General features: G+C 46.0%; 15 protein-coding genes. 9 read left to right on the top strand and 6 right to left on the bottom strand.

Annotated features, from left to right (window positions below; genetic code table 11):
- The first annotated feature begins 124 nt into the window (after positions 1 to 124).
- Complete coding sequence (locus tag ELZ11_RS06885; protein ID WP_167494642.1) at positions 125 to 592, top strand: SH3 domain-containing protein; 468 nt, start codon at positions 125 to 127, stop codon at positions 590 to 592.
- Positions 593 to 618: 26 nt separating this feature from the next.
- Positions 619 to 1,509 carry a M48 family metalloprotease gene (locus ELZ11_RS06880; protein WP_137356641.1) on the top strand — a complete coding sequence of 297 codons (891 nt, stop codon included), beginning with the start codon at positions 619 to 621 and terminating at the stop codon, positions 1,507 to 1,509.
- Between the two features lie 5 nt (positions 1,510 to 1,514).
- Here the strand turns inward: ELZ11_RS06880 and ELZ11_RS06875 are convergent, their stop codons facing one another.
- Together ELZ11_RS06875 and ELZ11_RS06870 are read right to left on the bottom strand one after the other, a co-directional pair.
- On the bottom strand, positions 1,515 to 2,117 hold the full coding sequence (locus tag ELZ11_RS06875; protein WP_137356640.1) for a response regulator transcription factor: 603 nt from the start codon (positions 2,115 to 2,117) through the stop codon (positions 1,515 to 1,517).
- Between the two features lie 80 nt (positions 2,118 to 2,197).
- Complete coding sequence (locus tag ELZ11_RS06870; protein ID WP_137357031.1) at positions 2,198 to 3,985, bottom strand: sensor histidine kinase; 1,788 nt, start codon at positions 3,983 to 3,985, stop codon at positions 2,198 to 2,200.
- A 226-nt stretch (positions 3,986 to 4,211) separates the two neighbouring features.
- Between ELZ11_RS06870 and dsrO the strand changes: the two genes are divergently transcribed.
- From dsrO to ELZ11_RS06845, 5 genes are all read left to right on the top strand, one after another.
- Positions 4,212 to 4,988, top strand: coding sequence for a sulfate reduction electron transfer complex DsrMKJOP subunit DsrO (gene dsrO / locus ELZ11_RS06865; protein WP_137356639.1), 777 nt, complete (start codon positions 4,212 to 4,214; stop codon positions 4,986 to 4,988).
- A complete protein-coding gene (gene nrfD / locus ELZ11_RS06860) occupies positions 4,985 to 6,085 on the top strand; it encodes an NrfD/PsrC family molybdoenzyme membrane anchor subunit (protein WP_137356638.1) in 1,101 nt (366 codons plus the stop codon). Before dsrO ends, nrfD begins: the two co-directional genes overlap by 4 nt.
- A gap of 14 nt (positions 6,086 to 6,099) precedes the next feature.
- Positions 6,100 to 9,204, top strand: a complete 3,105-nt coding sequence (locus tag ELZ11_RS06855) for a tetrathionate reductase subunit A (RefSeq protein WP_137356637.1) — start codon at positions 6,100 to 6,102, stop codon at positions 9,202 to 9,204.
- A gap of 160 nt (positions 9,205 to 9,364) precedes the next feature.
- Positions 9,365 to 9,976, top strand: a complete 612-nt coding sequence (locus tag ELZ11_RS06850) for a c-type cytochrome (protein ID WP_137356636.1) — start codon at positions 9,365 to 9,367, stop codon at positions 9,974 to 9,976.
- Positions 9,977 to 9,985: 9 nt separating this feature from the next.
- Positions 9,986 to 11,044: a c-type cytochrome gene (locus ELZ11_RS06845; RefSeq protein ID WP_137356635.1), complete on the top strand. Its 1,059-nt coding sequence runs from the start codon at positions 9,986 to 9,988 to the stop codon at positions 11,042 to 11,044.
- A 78-nt stretch (positions 11,045 to 11,122) separates the two neighbouring features.
- Here ELZ11_RS06845 and ELZ11_RS06840 read toward each other — a convergent pair whose 3' ends face one another.
- The gene (locus tag ELZ11_RS06840; protein WP_137356634.1) at positions 11,123 to 11,449 is read right to left on the bottom strand and encodes a helix-turn-helix domain-containing protein; all 327 of its coding nucleotides are present in this window, start codon (positions 11,447 to 11,449) and stop codon (positions 11,123 to 11,125) included.
- A 160-nt stretch (positions 11,450 to 11,609) separates the two neighbouring features.
- Between ELZ11_RS06840 and ELZ11_RS06835 the strand changes: the two genes are divergently transcribed.
- On the top strand, positions 11,610 to 11,939 hold the full coding sequence (locus tag ELZ11_RS06835; protein ID WP_137356633.1) for a hypothetical protein: 330 nt from the start codon (positions 11,610 to 11,612) through the stop codon (positions 11,937 to 11,939).
- Between the two features lie 40 nt (positions 11,940 to 11,979).
- On the opposite strand, the gene ELZ11_RS06830 is transcribed toward ELZ11_RS06835, so the two are convergent.
- The 3 genes from ELZ11_RS06830 to lamB all read right to left on the bottom strand — a co-directional run bounded on the left by ELZ11_RS06830 (position 11,980) and on the right by lamB (position 16,086).
- Positions 11,980 to 13,626, bottom strand: a complete 1,647-nt coding sequence (locus tag ELZ11_RS06830) for a methyl-accepting chemotaxis protein (RefSeq protein ID WP_137356632.1) — start codon at positions 13,624 to 13,626, stop codon at positions 11,980 to 11,982.
- 216 nt (positions 13,627 to 13,842) lie between these two features.
- Positions 13,843 to 14,688 (bottom strand): MalM family protein, encoded by an 846-nt coding sequence (locus tag ELZ11_RS06825; RefSeq protein WP_137356631.1) that lies wholly within the window; start codon positions 14,686 to 14,688, stop codon positions 13,843 to 13,845.
- Between the two features lie 120 nt (positions 14,689 to 14,808).
- Positions 14,809 to 16,086: a maltoporin LamB gene (gene lamB, locus ELZ11_RS06820; protein ID WP_167494641.1), complete on the bottom strand. Its 1,278-nt coding sequence runs from the start codon at positions 16,084 to 16,086 to the stop codon at positions 14,809 to 14,811.
- 442 nt (positions 16,087 to 16,528) lie between these two features.
- Between lamB and glgX the strand changes: the two genes are divergently transcribed.
- Positions 16,529 to 18,490 (top strand): glycogen debranching protein GlgX, encoded by a 1,962-nt coding sequence (gene glgX, locus ELZ11_RS06815; protein WP_137356629.1) that lies wholly within the window; start codon positions 16,529 to 16,531, stop codon positions 18,488 to 18,490.
- The last annotated feature ends 73 nt before the right edge of the window (positions 18,491 to 18,563 follow it).

The following is an 18,563-nucleotide window of genomic DNA, read 5'->3' as shown; positions in this document are numbered from 1 at the left end:
TTCGATGTATTTTACCTCCCAAAAACCAGTGATACTTTAATCAATAAAGGCCCTATATTCACTTTGACAATGTTCACCCTGCTGCCTATACCTTAAAGGTCAAGGCCTAGCCATGGAGTCCCCCGTGAGACACTTAGCGATTTTGCTCACCTGCACATTGGTATTTATATCGTCCGTTTTTGCGCAACAAGCAACCACCGTTGATGATGTAAAACTCAAGCTCGCCCCATCGATTCAAAGTGAGAATATCGACTACTTAAAAGCGGACACCTCAGTCACGATCCTTAACCGCCAAGGTGGTTGGTACCAAGTTCAAACCCCCTATCAAATGCAAGGTTGGCTAAAAATGTTGTGGCTACGCTTTCCAGTCACAGGCGAAGAAAGCAGTGTGCTGTCAGTCTTCTCACAGGGCAGCAGTGGCGTGACCGTTGCCACCGGGATTAGAGGGCTATCTGAAGATGAATTAGCCACTGGCCATGGCGTTCCATTCGATATGTCGACACTCAAACACTACTCCGTCTCCCAAGACGAAGCTCTGGCATTTGCTCATGAAGGCCAGCTCCGAGTCCAAGACTTTCGCTATGTTGACTAACAGCTAACAAGGATTGGAGACTAAGAATGAATATCCGTCTTTCTTCCCGGCTTTCACTCATCCTCACACTGAGTTTGGGCTTATTGAGCTGCAAAACCACCGACCTAGAGATGCTGAATAATATCGATTTAGGTCAAGTGACGAATTCGCTGTCTAAGATCACCGACATCGGCGGGAAAAGTGCTTCAGAGGAATCAGAGTTTGGGTACGAAGTGGCTCAATTGCTCCTCACCAATAGCCGTGTTTTAGATAATGAAGAAGTACAACGCTACGTAAATCGCGTCGGGCAGTGGCTCGTACAAAACAGTGAACGTCCTGATTTAGAGTGGCATTTTGTGGTGTTAGATGACACCAGCTTTAACGCGTTCGCCGCGCCCGGCGGATATGTCTTTATCACTGGAGGGACGCTACTTAGATTAAGTAATGAGGCGGAGTTAGCGGGTGTATTGGCACATGAGATTGCGCATGTCCTAGAGCGCCACTATCTCGAAGCACTGCAAAAACAAACGTCATTAGACTTGGCCTCAGACATTGGCGTACTGGCATACCAGCTAAACAATAACCGTAAAGGTCGTGATTCCGATGGCACTCAAGATAACGTCGAAATGGCTGAAAAGCTGTCGGCAGGCGTTGACTCTTTATACGCCAATGGCTTGGCTCGTGGAGATGAAGAAGAAGCCGATCGAATGGCTGTCATTATTGCGGCTCGCGCGGGTTACGACCCTTATGCCTATATTTCTGTATTACAGAAAATTGCCAGCGAAAAACCAAGCTCCAATGCTTGGGCCACCTTCATGAAACGCCATCCTCCGGCTACTGACAGGTTGACCGAGTTAGAACCTGTAATGGATAGAGTATTCCCTTACGCGACTGGTTTCCAAACATTAGAAGATCGCTATCAAGATTCAATCCGTTAACTGCGCTAATTGATTTGCCCGTAAATGAAAGCCAATTCAGCGACCGTCTTAGCTGAAAACTTTTTCAATAAGCTGGCACGATGTACCTCTACTGTGCGCATTGCGATACACAATTCATCTGCGATTTTCTGGTTTCTCTTGCCGTCTATAATCAGCTTCAAGATGTCCTTTTCGCGTTTAGTTAACGATTGAAACGCCGCGAAATATTGCAGCTTTTTTACTTGCTCTCGCGATTCATCCAAACCTTTATCAATCGCTTGGGTTAATTCATCGCCTTTGACTGGTTTTTGAAAAAAGTTCACCGCTCCTGCTTGCAGTGCGTCCACCGCCATTGGTACATCACCATGACCCGTTAAATAGATCACTGACAAAGGGCTATGCTGCTCAAGTAAGTACTCATGTACCTGCTGTCCCCGCATTTGTGGCATCCTGCTATCTAAAATAACGCAGCCAGCTCCTCTAATGTCCGCCGAAGAAAGAAAACTGGGTCCATCACAAAATGCCGATACTTGATATTCATGTTCTTCCAACAGAAAGACTAAAGAGTCGCGCATCGACTCATCATCATCGACCACATAAACGGGCAGTGATTGGTGTGACATTTTCATTCCTCAGTTATTCACTCATTACAGGGAGTTACATCAATAAACTCTATTTTGATAAGCGGCAGCGTCGCTCAAACCACTATTCACGCTCTAGGTAAGATTAGGGTTGCCTTACAACCATTAGGCTGGAGTGAAGCTAACTCCAAGCTGCCGTTGTGCGCTTCAATAACATCTCGGCATATCGCTAAACCAAGCCCTAATCCGTCCACCTTTGTCGTAACAAACGCTTTTTCGACCGCTTCTGTTTCTTCAATAAGCCCGGTGCCATTATCGACAATAGATAAGGTCACATTGTCTTGATTAAATTGAATATGCACAAGGATTTGCGCGTGCCAATCAGCATCTACACCTGACTCTCGATAACTCACACATGCATCCGCAGCATTGTTAATAAGGTTCACCAACACTTGTTGGAAGCCAATAGGGTCAATCACTATCGGTACTTTGCCCCCATGCCACTTAGTTTTGAGTTCTATATTTTGTTTAGTTAATCGGAAGTCCAATAACTCAATCGTTTCGGTTAACAGCACTTGAAGGTCGGTACTGACTTTTTCGGCAGAGCGCTTTTTAATCATACTCCTCAGGCGCTGAATAATGGCGTCTGCACGATCCACTTGGCTGTGAATCTTCTCAAATACCGGCACGATGTCTTCAGCAGGCCGTTGTTTCGCCAAGCGTAATAGCCCGCCTTCACTGTAATTGCGAATAGCGGCTAATGGCTGATTGATTTCATGAGCCAAACTACTACCAAGCTCTCCAACGACGGCCACGCGCTGTGAATGCTCCAACTGCTCGTTTTTCTCTTTCAAACGGTTTTGCGTTTCCACTAACTGCTTTTTACTGCGGCTAAACTTATATTCCAGCCAAAAATGATACACATTGAGCGCAACCACCAAAATAAAGAATGCCCACGCCCACTGTTGATTGTGCTTCAACCAAATAATCGCGACTTTCCACCAAGGTTGCTGCAGCGGATGAATATCCAACTGTTGATACAGTTTATCAATCGCCAATAGGCTCACTGGAGATGTCCAGCCTGATGCGTTGGTTAGCAATGCCGCCGCGCTGTCACTTGGCATAGAGAACAGAGCTTGAGAAATTTGTTTGGCGAGTTCGCTTGATGCTCGCTCTGTTTTAGCAAATGACCAGTTGGGGTATAAAGGCGTTGAGACTGCACAGTGAAAGCCCTCAGGTGACATTTCATTAATCACGCGAAACTGTTCGGGGCTAAGCAAACCATCGCCAATCATACTTTCTAGCAAGCATACGGGTACGACTGCCGCTTCAACGTGCCCATCCCGTAATTGATACAGGTTGGCATCAATAGGAAAGCCTAAAAATTGAGTGTTCGCAAAGTATCGATTCGGGTTTAAGCCAGCTTTCACCACTTCATAACGTAGGGTTAAGTAACCACCAAAGGCGTTATCAGCGACCGCGGCGATAGGCTTACCCTGCAATTGTTCTAGTGCAATATAAGGAGACAAACGCCTAACCACCAGCGCAGAGCCGATACTGTTGGTTCGATCTACGGTTTGATTAGTGGTCATAGTGGCTAACCAAGACAATGAATATTGACGCCCCAGACGCACCGCTTGCCCAGGGTTGGTCACAATAAAATCCACCTGTTGCGCTTTTACTGCTTCAGCCATTTCGAGCAATGTGAAGGGTTTTAGTACAAATTGAGTATTGGGAATTTGAGCGCCGAGCCAATCCATCGTCGGTTGCCAACGCGTTTCTGCAGCAAGTCGGCCGCGAATGGCAAGCACACCAACCTCGACGACTTGTTCGTTCGTTTGCACCGCGCCCACCTCATGATGAGAAACCTCTAATTCAGTCGCGGCTTGAGAGCCTGTTAAGAAAAGGCCAGCCATCAGCCATAACGCTTTAATCAATCTATTGCCTCACCCTTTCTCGCGCTCATATTCAACTTATCTCTTGCGTAGATACAGCATAACAGCTCAATAGCGAAAACCACATTTGTTCTAGATCAAGTTAGATCTGAGTATGTGGAAATCCACAATACCGCCCAAACCGCAGATTTTTGACAATGTCGACAACGCAAGACTTCCTTAAAGATTCTTACCTAATAGGTACATTATGGATTCAACGAAACGACGTTTTCTCAATCGACTTGGAGCTGTCAGTGCCGGAGCGGCCTTGATCCCAGTAACAGGCATTCAAACCGCTACCGCGAGCACTATTATTCGTAACAACGACCAACCCGACCGCAAGGGCTCGATTGGTAAGCGTTATGCCATGGCAATCGATTTACGAAAATGTGTCGGCTGCCAAGCGTGTACTGTCGGCTGCTCTATCGAAAACCAAGCGCCTATTGGCCAGTTCCGTACCACCGTCAAGCAATATGAAGTCACTCTAGACGACGGCACTCAAGTTCAAAAAGACGTTCAAGCATTCATGCTGCCTAGGCTGTGTAACCACTGTGACGATGCGCCATGCATCAAGGTGTGCCCGGTTCAAGCGACTTTCCAACGCGAAGATGGCATTGTCATGGTCGATAACGAGCGCTGCGTCGCCTGTGCCTACTGCGTCCAAGCCTGCCCTTACGATGCTCGTTTCATTAATCATGACACTCTCACCGCAGACAAATGCACTTTCTGTGCACACCGATTAGAAGATGGGTTACTTCCCGCTTGTGTGGAAACGTGTGTCGGCGGCGCGCGAGTTATTGGTGATATCGAAGATCCAAACAGCGAGATAAACCAATTACTCAAAGCGAATCAACACGACATCAAAGTACTTAAGCCCGAGCAAAATACCAAACCACATGTGTTTTACATCGGCATGAACGACCGCTTTGTCAGTCAGGTCGATGCTCAACCTGCCATTTATGAACCACAAGGAGAGCACGCATGAACATCACTGAGATCTTAGTTCCCCCCCAAGAAATTGCTTGGCTCCCGTGGGCTGTTCAGTATTTCTTTTACATTGGTTCTTCTTACGCCGCAGCGATTCTTTTTGTGATCGCATTGCTCTTCAAGACTCACACTAGTCACCTATTTCGCAGTGCTTTGGTGCTGGTGATGGCGATTGGATCGATTGTCGGCGCATTAGCGCTAACGGGTGATCTTCACCAACCAGGGCGAGCGTGGCACTTTTACGCACACTTCACGCCTTGGTCTTGGATGTCTTTGGGATCATTATTCCTACCGATATTTTCTGCATTATGTGTGCTGACCGCGTGGTTATATCTGCGCAATGACATCGATAAATTGCAATCCAACCACAATCTGTTGCTAAGAAAGCTCGCTTTCTTGTCGCTAGGTAAATGGCAGATTTCTCCAAAACAGCTACTGGCTATCGCTAGCATCACGGCGCTATCAGGGCTCACTATCGCTTTGTATACGGGCGCTGAAATCGCAGTGCTCGCCAGTCGCCCATTATGGAATCAACCAGCCTCTCCATTGCTATGGTTCATCACTGCATTTACCGCAGCTATTGGGTTAACGTTATTAATGTGGTCGTTATTTCCAGCCAAACAAGAAAAGCTCACCGACTGCGATGCCAGAATCATCCAAAGCACCGCTAGCATGAGTGCCATTTTAGCCCTGATTCTTGTGCCCATTTGGGCGTCCAACAACACTAACTTTGTGCTGTTTCAAAATACCGATTGGGCAGTCAACCTTTCATCGATGACGCTGTCTTTGCTTGCTGTCACGCTACTCGCCACTCTAACGCCAAGGTTACTGAAGCTCCGTCGAAGTGCGCTGGTACTTGCACTTGCGTGTCTCACCGCAGCGTGGATGGTTCGCTGGATCACCATGATGGAAGTCCAGACCATTCCTCGCTTTGACGCAGGTGCATTTCCGTATCACCTACCTCTGGGCAGCACAGGCTTATTGGGCATTCTCGGTATGGTTGGCCTTTGGCTGGCAATGGCATTATTCGCATCAGAAGTCGTCTCGGCGAAACCTGCTAAAAATGACACTCCCCCACACACCAACCCACAATAATTAAGGACTGAAACATGGATAACAAACGTCGCCAATTTTTAAAATCAGGCCTTGCGGTAGGTGGTATCGGTGCTTTTGCTGCAGGCTATTCAACCACCGCTAAACACAGTGCCGATGGGCTTCTAAAAGGGACAGCAGGAAGCAAAACCAATCATATTCATCACGGTAACTCGCTAGAAACCGAGTATACGGTGGAGGAAAATGGGAAAATCGTCCCCAATCCAAACCAGCGTGTCGCCCCTTCCATGTGTTTTGGATGCTGGACACTATGTGGCTTACATGTACGTATTGATAATCGTAACGATGAGATTTTGCGTATTTCTGGTAATCCTTATCATCCGCTTTCCAACCATCAGCACATCCCATTTGAAACACCAGTCAAAAACGCCTATTTAGGTATGGCGGGGGAAGCAGGCCTCAATGGTCGTTCAACAGCGTGTGCCCGCGGCAACGGCATGATGGAAATTCGTAATAGCCCATACCGGATTACCCAACCGCTTAAACGAGTGGGCAAACGTGGAGAAGGGAAATGGCAACCGATCAGCTATGAACAGCTCATCAATGAAGTGGTCGAAGGGGGGGATTTATTTGGCGAAGGTCATGTGGAAGGGCTACGCGAAATACGTGACATTCACACGCCACTCGATCCTGAAAACCCTGAATATGGGCCAAAAGCTAACCAACTGCTCGTAACCAACGCTGGTAATGAAGGCCGTGACGACATTCTAAAACGATTCGCTTTCAACAGTTACGGTACTCGCAACTTCGGCCACCACGGCTCATATTGTGGCTACGCGTTCCGCGCGGGCTCTGGTGCATTGATGAACGACTTAAACAAGTTTGCTCACCTTAAACCCGATCTCGACCACGCTGAATATGTGTTGTTCATCGGTATGTCGCCGGCACAAGCTGGTAACCCATTCAAACGACAAGCTCGTCAGTTGGCCGATGCCAGAGCTAAAGGCACATTAAGCTACACCATAGTAACACCAAGCTTACCTGCAGGCGCTTCAAGCTTAGCGGCGGGAGATACCAATAACTGGCTACCAATCAAGCCGGGAACCGACTCCGCACTCGTGTTAGGTATGATCCAGTGGATCATCGACAACCAACGTTACAACCAGAACTTCCTCGCTCAGCCAAGCGCTAAAGCGATGGAAAAAGCAGGTACTGCACATTGGTGTAACGCCACTCACCTTGTCATCAGTGATGAACAGAATACGAGCAATGGCCGCATGCTTCGCGCTTCGGATATTGGTCTTCCCGTGTCTGGAAAAGTGACAGCACAAAGCAGCGCTGAACAAAATCCTTTTATCATCGTGAACCAAAAAACAGGCAAATTGAGCGCGCATACCCAAGCTGAGCCAGCGCAATTGTTTGTCGATCAAAAAGTGATGATTGCTGGTAAGCGAGTACGCGTTAAGTCTTCTCTACAGCGTTTAAAAGACGAAGCCTTCAAACACGATCTGGATTTTTATAGCGAACAATGCGACATCCCGAAAGCGCAAATCATTGAGTTAGCAAAGCGCTTTACGAGCTATGGCACCAAGGCCGTCGTAGATACTCACGGTGGCAACATGCACACTAATGGTTTCTACAACTCTTACACCATTCTCATGCTCAACGCCTTAATTGGTAACATCAACATGAAAGGCGGAGCGATGGCCAAAGCGGGGGGGTTCCCAACTTCGGCTGCCGGTCCGCGCTACGATTTCACCAAATTTAACGGCAAGACCAAACCAAAAGGCGTGTTCCTATCGCGCAGCAAATTCCCATACCACAAAACCAGCGAATACAAACGTAAAGTGGCAGCGGGAGAATCGCCTTACCCTTCACGTGCGCCTTGGTATCCGATCTCTGCTCCGCTGCTGACTGAACATTTGTCGGCTGCCATTGATGGTTACCCATACCGAGCAAAAGCGTGGATCAACCATATGGCGAATCCACTCTACGGCGTACCGGGGTTAGACAATTTACTGGGTGACAAGCTAAAAGATCCAAAACAGCTTGGCTTAATCGTTTCTGTCGATGCTTTTATTAACGAAACCACCGCTTTATCAGATTACCTAGTACCAGATACCGTCACTTACGAAAGCTGGGGAATGGCAGTGCCGTGGCATGGAGTACCAACCAAAGCGGTCACCGCGCGCTGGCCGATCGTGGAACCGAAAACCGCAAAAACTCAAGATGGCCGTTCAATCAACTTAGAGAACTTCTTCATCGATGTGGCAAAAGCAATGAAGCTCGGCGGCTTCGGCAATAACGCCATTCCAGATGCAAACGGCACTTGGCACGGCATTCATAGCGCAGAAGATTTTTACTTACGTTCGGCGGCGAATTTGGCCTTTGCGAAAGGAGGCGTACCTAACGTCGATGCAGAAGATATTACGTGGTCGGGCTTAGAAAGATTAATGCCACAAATGCAGGCAACTCTGACACCTGAAGAAATGCGTAAAGTCGCCTATATCTTCGCTCGTGGTGGGCGCTTCCAAGATGCGACTCAAGCCTACGACGAAGAAAAAATGAGAAACCGCTGGGCGAAACCACTATGTATTTGGAACGAAAAGCTCGGCACTTCTCGAAATACCATGACAGGAGAATTCTATACAGGTTGCCCGACTTGGCACCCTCAAAAACTGGCGGATGGAACCCCACTCGAACAGCAATTTCCAGTCAAGGAGTGGCCGTTTACTCTCACTAATTTTAAGTCGAACATTCACAGTGCTGTGTCCAATTTATCACCTAGGTTGGACTCCATTAAAGGAGTAAACCCGGTCTATTTACACTCGTCAGATGCCAATGCAGCTGGCATCAAAACCGGAGACTACTTTGTTATTGAAACCCCTAGCGCTTCAACTAAAGCATTGGCAATGGTAGTCGAAGGCATCAAGCCAGGCACGCTCGGTTTTGAGCACGGTTTTGGCCACAAAGAGTTAGGTGAACGAGCACATTGGATTGGCGACTTACAGCAACCTGTAAAAATGAAATCCAATGATGGGGTCAACCTCAATGACATTGGCTTGATTGACCCAACACGCCTTGGTCAAGGGGTCATGCTCGATTGGGTCGTCGGGGCTGCAGCTCGGCAAGCACTACCCGCAAAAATAAGAAAAGCATAATTAACGCTTTCAACTGTGTTCATATTGTAAACGAAACCTATTCCCCACACTTATGGTGGGGAATATCTCATCCTGCCAATTTATGTGGAAATCCACAATAGCCATCTTATTCACAATATTGACAATAGCCCCACCTTAAACCAATCCGTTATTGTTGAATATGTCCAAACATCGCTCCCTACTCTCTCTCACGATACTTGGGCTATTTAGCCCTATAAGCTATGCAGCCGTGCCGGATGCCGTGCAAACATGCAGCGGCTGCCACGGGGTTGATGGCAAAGGCCAAGCAAATATGGCCCCTATGCTTGCTGGCATGAATGCTGATTATCTCGAACAGCAACTGATTCTATTTTCAGATGGCACTCGCCAAAGCCCGCTAATGAAAGGCATGGCGGATAGCGTTTCTGATCCTGAGATTCGCCGTCAAGTTGCCGAATACTTCGCTGCCCTTCCTAGCTATCAATTTACAGATTTAGAACAACGCGGCGCTCAAGCTGACATAAACAACCCGTATCGAAAACTCGTGTTTCAAGGAGATTGGGACAGAAACATTCCAGCGTGTGCAACCTGCCATGGTCCAAGTGGCATGGGCATAGGAAAATTTCCTCGCATTGCTAGCCAGCACGCTGATTACATTCAACAACAGCTTAATGCATGGAAAAACGGTACTCGTGGCGGCGACCCATTAAACATGATGGGCAGCATCGCCAGCAAACTGACCGATGATGAAATTAAAAATCTATCTTACTACTTCGCGTCATTTCGTTACTAAGGAGCCACAATGAAATTACCTTCACTATTGCTGGCTGCAGCATTCGTCGTCACATCGGCTCACGCCAGAAATGAACTACCGGATAGGCAAACTGAGCTTCCAGCGGTTGCTAAAGAACACGACAATAAATACTTAGTCCCTCGCGAGTTAATCACAATTCCAGAAGGGGAGTTTGGCGATAAGGTTAAGCTCGGCTACTCATTGTTTGTCGACTCCCAACAAATGCGCGGCCAATACGTAGGAAACGAGCAGAACTGCGTGAACTGCCACATGGAAGCGGGCATGAAAGCCAACGCTGCTCCCTTGTGGGCGGCGTACATGTCTTACCCTGCTTATCGTAAAAAGAACGATAAAGTAAACAGCTACGCTGAGCGTATTCAAGGCTGCTTTACCTACTCAATGAATGGCCAGCCTCCCGCACAAAATTCACCAGAATTGGTCGCATTAAGTGCTTACGCGTATTGGCAAGCCATGGGGGGAATTTTAGATAAACATGACATGCAAGACGTCGCGATTCCTGAACCAACCGATAAGCAGCTCCAAGTTGGCGGTAAAACAGAAGCATTCCCACTCCCGCAAGAGCTCGCAGCTCTATACCCCGTAGAAACTCGCCATCAATTACCTGGCCGTGGCTACCCTAAGATTGACAAGCCTGAGCTGGAGCCTTCAATTTCTCGTGGTGAAACGGTTTACCAAACTAGCTGCGCAACATGTCACGGAAGCGATGGTTTAGGGATAAAAGGCGAAGATGGTCGTTCCTATTTCCCGCCACTCTGGGGGCCAAATTCTTATAACTGGGGCGCGGGCATGCACCGTATCAACACGGCCGCCTACTTCATTTACGAGAATATGCCTTTAGGAAAAAGTATTCAGTTGAGCGTTCAAGACGCCTGGGATGTAGCCGCATTTGTAAACAGCCATGAAAGACCACAAGATCCGCGCTTTAAGGGTGATTTAAAAGCCAATGCCGAGCGGTATCACAATCATCAAGGCTATTATGGGAAAACAGTAAATGGAAAAGTGATTGGAGACGCCGCATTTCCGACAGGTAACGAAGTCTTAAAATAGCTAACGCAAGTCTGTTAAACCAGTAGCCGATTGGTATGGTTACTGGTTTTTCAGTGAACCTGTCCGCAAACCTAGTCATCACTCCGACTGCTTATCTTTCTGAATCAGCAAGATCAATTTCACGAGCAATAGTCTTGCTTCATCGCTTAATAAGCGACTCGCCGCTGCCACATCTGCTGGAATCACTTTCGATACGTCCAAGGTATCTAGAGCGATATCTAAATCCGTCAAATTCAATGCCCGCATAATCGAACGATATTGAGATACCTTGATATCAGTTTCTCCCCGCTCTATGCGTTGGTAGGTTTTTAAACTCATTCCAGCGACTGAGGCCATCTTTTCCTGTGAAAATCCAGCCAGTTTTCGACGATTAATCAAAGCCATAACGATAGGTTCTTGTGACATAGATCTCTCCTTAAGGACAGGTATGACCTAAATACAGCAAGAAGTGGACCATGTTTACTAGCAACTATTTACATAAGAAACCGTAGATATAACATACCCGCCGGATAAAAATTGCTTTAGTTTTCAACTAGTTTCTAAAATCGAAAATAAGGGGCCAATTGTGCATTTTGCAAATTGCGAAAATGAGTCATTGAGTTCGGAAATTGAGAATAAATTTGAGATAGCTTACCCATGTATCGAACATATACTCACTTCAGAAAAAGCGCCTCTTGAAATTAGACTGATTCAAAATCGGCTGCTCACCTACAAAGAACTGCTACTGCATGAAAGCATTTTAGATAAAGGTGAGTTAAAAAAGGCCCATTCTGTCCTCAGGCAGCCAGAGAAAAAATTAGCGAAACAAGGTATTAAAGCACTCGCTCAGGCGATTTCTGAAATCGACGTGTTACTTGAGCATTACCAAGCAAAGTTACCTATCAAATCGTCTTGAGAACAAAAAAGAGCGCACAACGGCGCTCTTTTTTGTGCCACTAAAGCTTAAAGTTACTCACTAATTTATCCATTTGAATCGACAGCTTTTTCAAATGCGTACTGCTACTTGTTAAGCGATCCGCAACTTCGGCGGTTTCCACCGTTAGCTGGTTAATATCTTCAACGTTACGGTTCAATTCACTCACCACGCTCGATTGTTCCTCTGTTGCAGTCGCAACCTGAGTATTTTGATCGCTGATATGGTCGATGTGCAAAGTGATCTGCTCTAGCGATGTGTTGGCATTGTCGGCTTGCTCAACGACCAATAAGCTTTGTTCACGGCCTTGTGACATAGCGGATACTGCTCGACTCGATTCTTCTTGTAAGCGGTTGATCACCCCTTGGATTTCTTCGGTCGAGCCCGCTGAGCGACTCGCTAAATTACGCACTTCGTCGGCCACCACAGCAAAGCCTCTGCCCTGCTCACCGGCACGAGCGGCTTCTATAGCAGCGTTAAGTGCCAAAAGATTAGTTTGTTCCGATATGCTGCGAATCGTATCTAAGATCGAGCTAATATCGTCGACTTGGTGCGCCAATGTGCCGACAACGTCTGTCGCTTGGTCTAATTCTTGAGTTAGCCCAGAAATCTGTTCACGAGCACTATTTACCACCTGACCACCGCTTTCTGCTTGTTGTGTTGCCTGTTTCGCAACGTCGGCTGCTTGAGTCGCATTGCCTGCGATTTCTCCAATAGTTGCACCTAGCTGATGAATAGCGGTCGCCACTTGAACGGTTCGGTCACGCTGAGAAGTGCAATTATCTTGAGTTAACAATGCTTGCTCGGCGACTTGGTTAGCGGTAGAGGATAGTTCACGTGAGCTTGAGGCTACCTCTTTGATAGAGCCATGCACCTTATTAATGAACACATTAAAGCTATCGCCAATGGCGCTCAGTTCATCGTTACCAGCCAGCTCCAAACGTGTATCTAAGGCCATACTCGTTGCTGCATTTGCGATCGAAGTTTGCAAGTAAGAAACTCTGCGTTTCAAGCTCACAACAATCACCACAGACGTCACAAATGAAATCAGCAAGCTCAATCCAACGATTGCCATCATCATAGACTCACCGCTTTGGTAGCTTTGTTCACTCACAGCGTGCTTTTGTTTCGCTTGTTCAAGTAACGAATCTAAAATAGCGTTAGCCTGTTTACGCAATACCCCATAGGTTTTCGCGTAGTGATCACGATATATCTCACGTGCGGTATTCAAGTCCCCCGTTTCAAAGGCCACCAGCATTGGAGTGAGTTCATCTGCCACCATGGTCTCGAATTCAGCAAGCAGCTTTTCCACTTCCTTGCGTTGCTGAGGATTGGCCTGCGCTTCAACGGCATGGACAATCGCCTGACGCATTTCAGGAATGTCTTCTGTTCTGGTTTCTTTTACGCGAGTGAGTACCCCTTTCTTGTCTCTTAAAGAAGTTTCTTGCAATAACATCATGTCGATCCCAACTCGCATACGTGGAATACGAGACGCCACTTCCGCCATTGAGCGCATTGGAGCCGAAGAATTTAAATAGAGTTGTTTAGACTGGTGATGGATATTAGACATGCTGTTTATACTTGCGATTCCAACAATCAATAAGGCTAGGCAAGGTAATAACACAGCAAAAATCAGACGTGACTGTAGCGTAAACTTATTAGCAAACATGTACATTCATCCTTAAAAGTATCGTTACTATATTCAGTGTTAGGCCAAGAATAATAGCGATACTTATCAAGATATTAATGAACTCTTAATACTCTTTATGGTTTTTATGAACTAAATAGGGGAAGGATAATTAAAGGGAAAGTTACCTGATTAGGGTAATAATCAGCCTTACTTTAGCGTGGCTATCAGTAAGGCTGATGGACAGAAGTTTATTCGTTAATACTTTTCGACCGCATCAACGAATGCTTTTTGAGCACCTTCGATGTTAAGCGCTTTCGCTTCATCCAAAAGGCTTAGCGCTTTAGGGATGTCTTTTTCGGCGACGGCTTTATCTATTTCCGTCAGAAAATAAGCTTGAGTTTCAGGGCGTGCGGTTGTTGTCACTTTTGCCGCCATTTCTGGGCTATGTACACCCACATTTTCTGAAGAGGAGCTTGCTGAGTTAAACAAACTGAATCTCGGGCCAGACACCTCCAACTCAACCGAGCCCTGCAATGAGTGGGGAACCGGAATGTCCTTTATTTCTGGCATATAGTTACCTCTGCCTTCTGCATCTAAACGAGCAGGGTGAGCAACTTCCGTCACACCATCAAGCACTTCCTTTTTCGTATAAACAACCACATACACTTTGTCTTTTGATGTAGGTGGGTAGAAATCAACGTCCGCTACCAAACGGTTTCCTAAGTGAAGTTTTGGCTTGTAATACGAAAAGGATTCTTCACCGTAGGTCTCTAAAACCTTCCCAGACTCATCATAAATAGCGGCGTATGGAACAAAAACGGTATCTTTAATATCACTCGTGATTTTGAGTGACAGCTGCCCTCTATTTGCTGGGATAGAAAATACCGCTACTGGGCTATCAATAAAATCATTTCTTAGAATCTGTGTCGTGTCAGAAATCGAGACTTTAGAAGTACTAGGTAAGCCAGCTTCAATTACAGACAGTTCGTTAATATGTTCAGCAGGAGCCAAAGTTACGCTAGGCTGTTGCTCGATTATTTGAGCTGATTGGCAACCAGCCAAAGCAATACAACCACTTAGAAGTAAAGCACGAAAATACATAGTTCGTTCCCTTTTATTATTTTTTTAAAAACTCACGAGAGCGCTTAAAAAAATAGCCGACTTGCGCCGGCTATCGCAATTAGATTAAGACAAATAGGACAGTAATTTGTCTGATTCTAATTACCACCAAGCTTCAACTTGAACACCCATCACGTATTCAGTGTCTTCATTTGTACCGAATGCATCGTCATTTTCAGTATCAAGGATGTAAGAACCGTAAACGCGGATTTCAGGGCGAGCCCAGAAGCTATCACCCATAGCCCAGGCTTGTGCAACTGTGAATTTAGCATTACCGAAGTCTTCAACAGTAGATTCGTTGATTTTTTCACCTGCGTTATAGCCAGCTTCGAAGATAGTACGCATTGTATCGTTCCACTTGTACATAGGACGAGCCACTACAGAGTACTGATCAATATCCAGTTTGTTAGCGCCAATATCAGTACCTGCTAGGTACGCAACTTGGTGACCCATTTCCCAAGATTTACCAAGGTTCATTACACCCCAGTTAATCAAACGGTAGCCCGTCGCATCATTTTGATCGCCTGAACGGTCATAGTAAGAGCCTGCGCCCCAGAAGTTAGCCGCTTGAACACCGTAACCTGCGGTACCGTATTGCAGTACAGTTTGGTGGAAACCGTTGCTAGTACCTTGATGTAGAATACCTGTCGCTAGAACACCATCATCACCTTTAACAGTTTGATTATCACCAGCCATCGCGAAGTTATACGCTAATGCAACCTCAAGTGATGCATCTTTCCAAAGCCCGATATTAGCCAAGCGAACATCAGCAATATAGCCTGTTACTTCTTCAGATTTTTTACCAATTACTTCCCAAGTTGGAGTATCACCTGGGTTTGCACCAGGCTTCCAGCCGTATTCATCTTCATCAGAATTTTGAGAGCCATTGTCTTGAATCAAAGCGATAGAAAGCTTTTGATCACCGATAGATAGGTTTTCAATACCACCACCAGTACCAGAAGTATTTAGGAAATAGAAATCGGTAATATGGATATCTTTACGTTGGTAGTAAGTTTTACCAGCCCATAATGTTGCTTCTTTATCTGCTGCGATTACACCTTTTGCTTTCACTGCAAACTGAGCGACGTTGAAGTCAGCGTCTTCCCAACCATTCTTGCCATCTGCACCAGACGCAATCATTGATTCAATACGCCAAGTTTGCTCACCCGTTTTTAGTTCTTCAGAAAAGCCAAATTCAGAGTAGTTGTCATTCTCATTACCAAGACGACCAATACCATTCTTATTTACCGATATATCGCTTGAACCACTTCCACTGATGCCAGTACCAGCACGCATGTAGCCATTAAAATCGACAGCGAATGCAGATCCAGCAGCCAATGTAGTCGCCACTGCGGCAGCGATAATACTTACTTTTTTCATTCTTAACTCCATTAAGGACTATTTATTATTCTGTATCTTTCTTTGCTCACAATTTTGTAAAGGCAGTAAACAAGCATGTCGCTCTGAAAGAAGAAGTAAAACGGGTGCAACCCCTGATGTTTCAACTGTGGAAATATTAAGAAAGGATGACAAAGCTGACTTCCTCCACCTCGAATATATTTAGGGGGGATGAGAGAGGAGTAGAAAATAAACAGAATAGCGTTTAATTGAGACTGATCACCTAAATAGGGGGGAGTAGCTGATAGATAGATCGGGTTTATGACTGCAAAGTGTTATATAAGTCAAATTTTGACCATTCTTAACCATAAAAAAGTAATTTAATTACAGATAACTTTTATCTGACAAGGCGCTTGACCTTAAACTGACAAAGCTTTTTACTAATACTTCATTCGCGTTGTAAAAAAGAACAAGAAATTAATCAATGACTAAACCGCTTTCACGTCCTTATCCGTTAGGAGCCACACCCTGTAGTGCTGGCTGCAACTTCTCTATCTATGCGCCTGAATGTAAATCTATTTCACTCGCACTATTTAATGAGCAAGATGAATTTGAAACCTTTCGGCTCGAAGGGGAATACGCGGGAATCAAACACACTTTCTTACCCGGAATAAAAGCAGGTCAAAAATACGGATACATCGTAGAAATGGACGATGGCCCAATATTAATTTCCGACCCTTACGCGAAAGCCATTGATAAACCTCTGCACTACTCCACGCCTTATACCAATGAAAAAAGCTTTGCGATGGCAAAGTGTGTGGTAACAGAAGACGCATTCGATTGGCAAGGAGTGGAAGCACCTAACATCAGCCGTGAAGAAACCGTACTGTTCGAGACACACGTTAAAGGGATCTCACAGCTTCACCCCGAAATCGAGAAGCATATTCAAGGCCGTTACCTTGGACTCGCGAGCCCTGAAATGCTCGCTTTTTACAAACAGCAGAATATCAACTCATTGCAATTGTTGCCTGTTGCCGCGTGTATGCATGAGCCACATCTGCTTGATATGGACATGGTTAACTACTGGGGCTACAACCCCTATCTATTTATGGTACCCGACCCAAGATACGCTGAACACGATGCGGTTACCGAGCTAAAAACGACGATTCGAGAGCTTCACCGACATGGTATCGAAGTCATTTTAGATGTGGTGTACAACCATACCGCGGAAGGCGGAGAAGGTGGCCATGTATTTAACCTTAAAGCACTCGACCAACGTTTCTACATCAAGCACGGTTGCCATTTTGCCAACTTTACTGGCTGCGGAAATACCGTTGATCTCACTTACCAGCCCGCGCTCAATTTAGTCATGGATACTCTGCGTTACTGGGTAAGTGAATTCAAAGTCGATGGGTTCCGATTCGATCTCGCGGCGACACTAGGCCGTCAAGGTGACGACTACAATCCAGAAGCCGCGTTCTTTAAAGCCGTCGCGCAAGATCCAGTATTAAGAGAAACCAAACTTATTGCGGAGCCTTGGGACATTGGCCCTAATGGTTATCAAGTTGGTAACTTTCCACTGGGCTGGAATGAGTGTAATGATAAATTACGCGACATCACACGCAGCTTCTGGCGTGGCGATCATGGCTATTTAAAGGAATTCGCAACCCGCTTAATGGGTTCACGAGACATATACAGCGCTGCACATTGGCCGTATAAACTGACCGTTAACTACATCACTTATCATGATGGCTTCACGATGCAAGATCTGGTGTCTTACAAGCACAAACATAATGAAGAAAACGGTGAAAATAACCGCGATGGCCACGGTGACAACCGCTCAGACAATTACGGTGTTGAAGGCGAAACCGAAAACCTGTTGATCGTCGCGACGCGTGAAAAACAGAAGCGCAACTTTATGGCGAGCCTGTTATTTGCTTTTGGTATTCCGCATATTTTAACCGCGGATGTGTTGTCCCATAGCCAAAAAGGTAATAACAACGCCTATTGCCAAGACAGCGATACCAGCTGGCTAAATTGGGAAATGACCGAACGCAAAAAATACTTCAAAGAATGGCTGTCTGAAATGGTCGAAGCTCGTCAGACCTACATGGTGCCATTTATTCAAGCGTTCAGTGGCGAGCGCCGTAATTTGAACCGAATCCATTGGCGTCGTATCGACGGCACCTTGATGGAACATGATGATTGGAACCGCTTAAGTTCAGTAGCGCTTCACTTGGGTATTGACCAAGCTGGCTGTGAAATGCTGTATTTAATCAACCAAACCAATGCACCAGCGCGCTTCAAACTACCTAACGACCGCAAACAAAACTGGGTCACGATATGCGACACCAACTTACGTAATGTTAAGCCTGGTCATGCTGAAGGTGAGTTATTACTGTCTCCAACCTCGATGGCCATCTTACACTTCCAACCAGAAAGCTAACGCTTTGTTTACGCTTTAGTTATATAAAAGTCAGTCATTTTTATGACTGACTTTTTTGTTTAACAAATATCAC

This window comes from Vibrio profundi (genome assembly GCF_005281835.1).
GTDB lineage: Bacteria > Pseudomonadota > Gammaproteobacteria > Enterobacterales > Vibrionaceae > Vibrio > Vibrio profundi.
The sequence above is the reverse complement of the archived record's forward strand: the minus strand, read 5'-3'. Positions and strand labels throughout refer to the sequence as shown.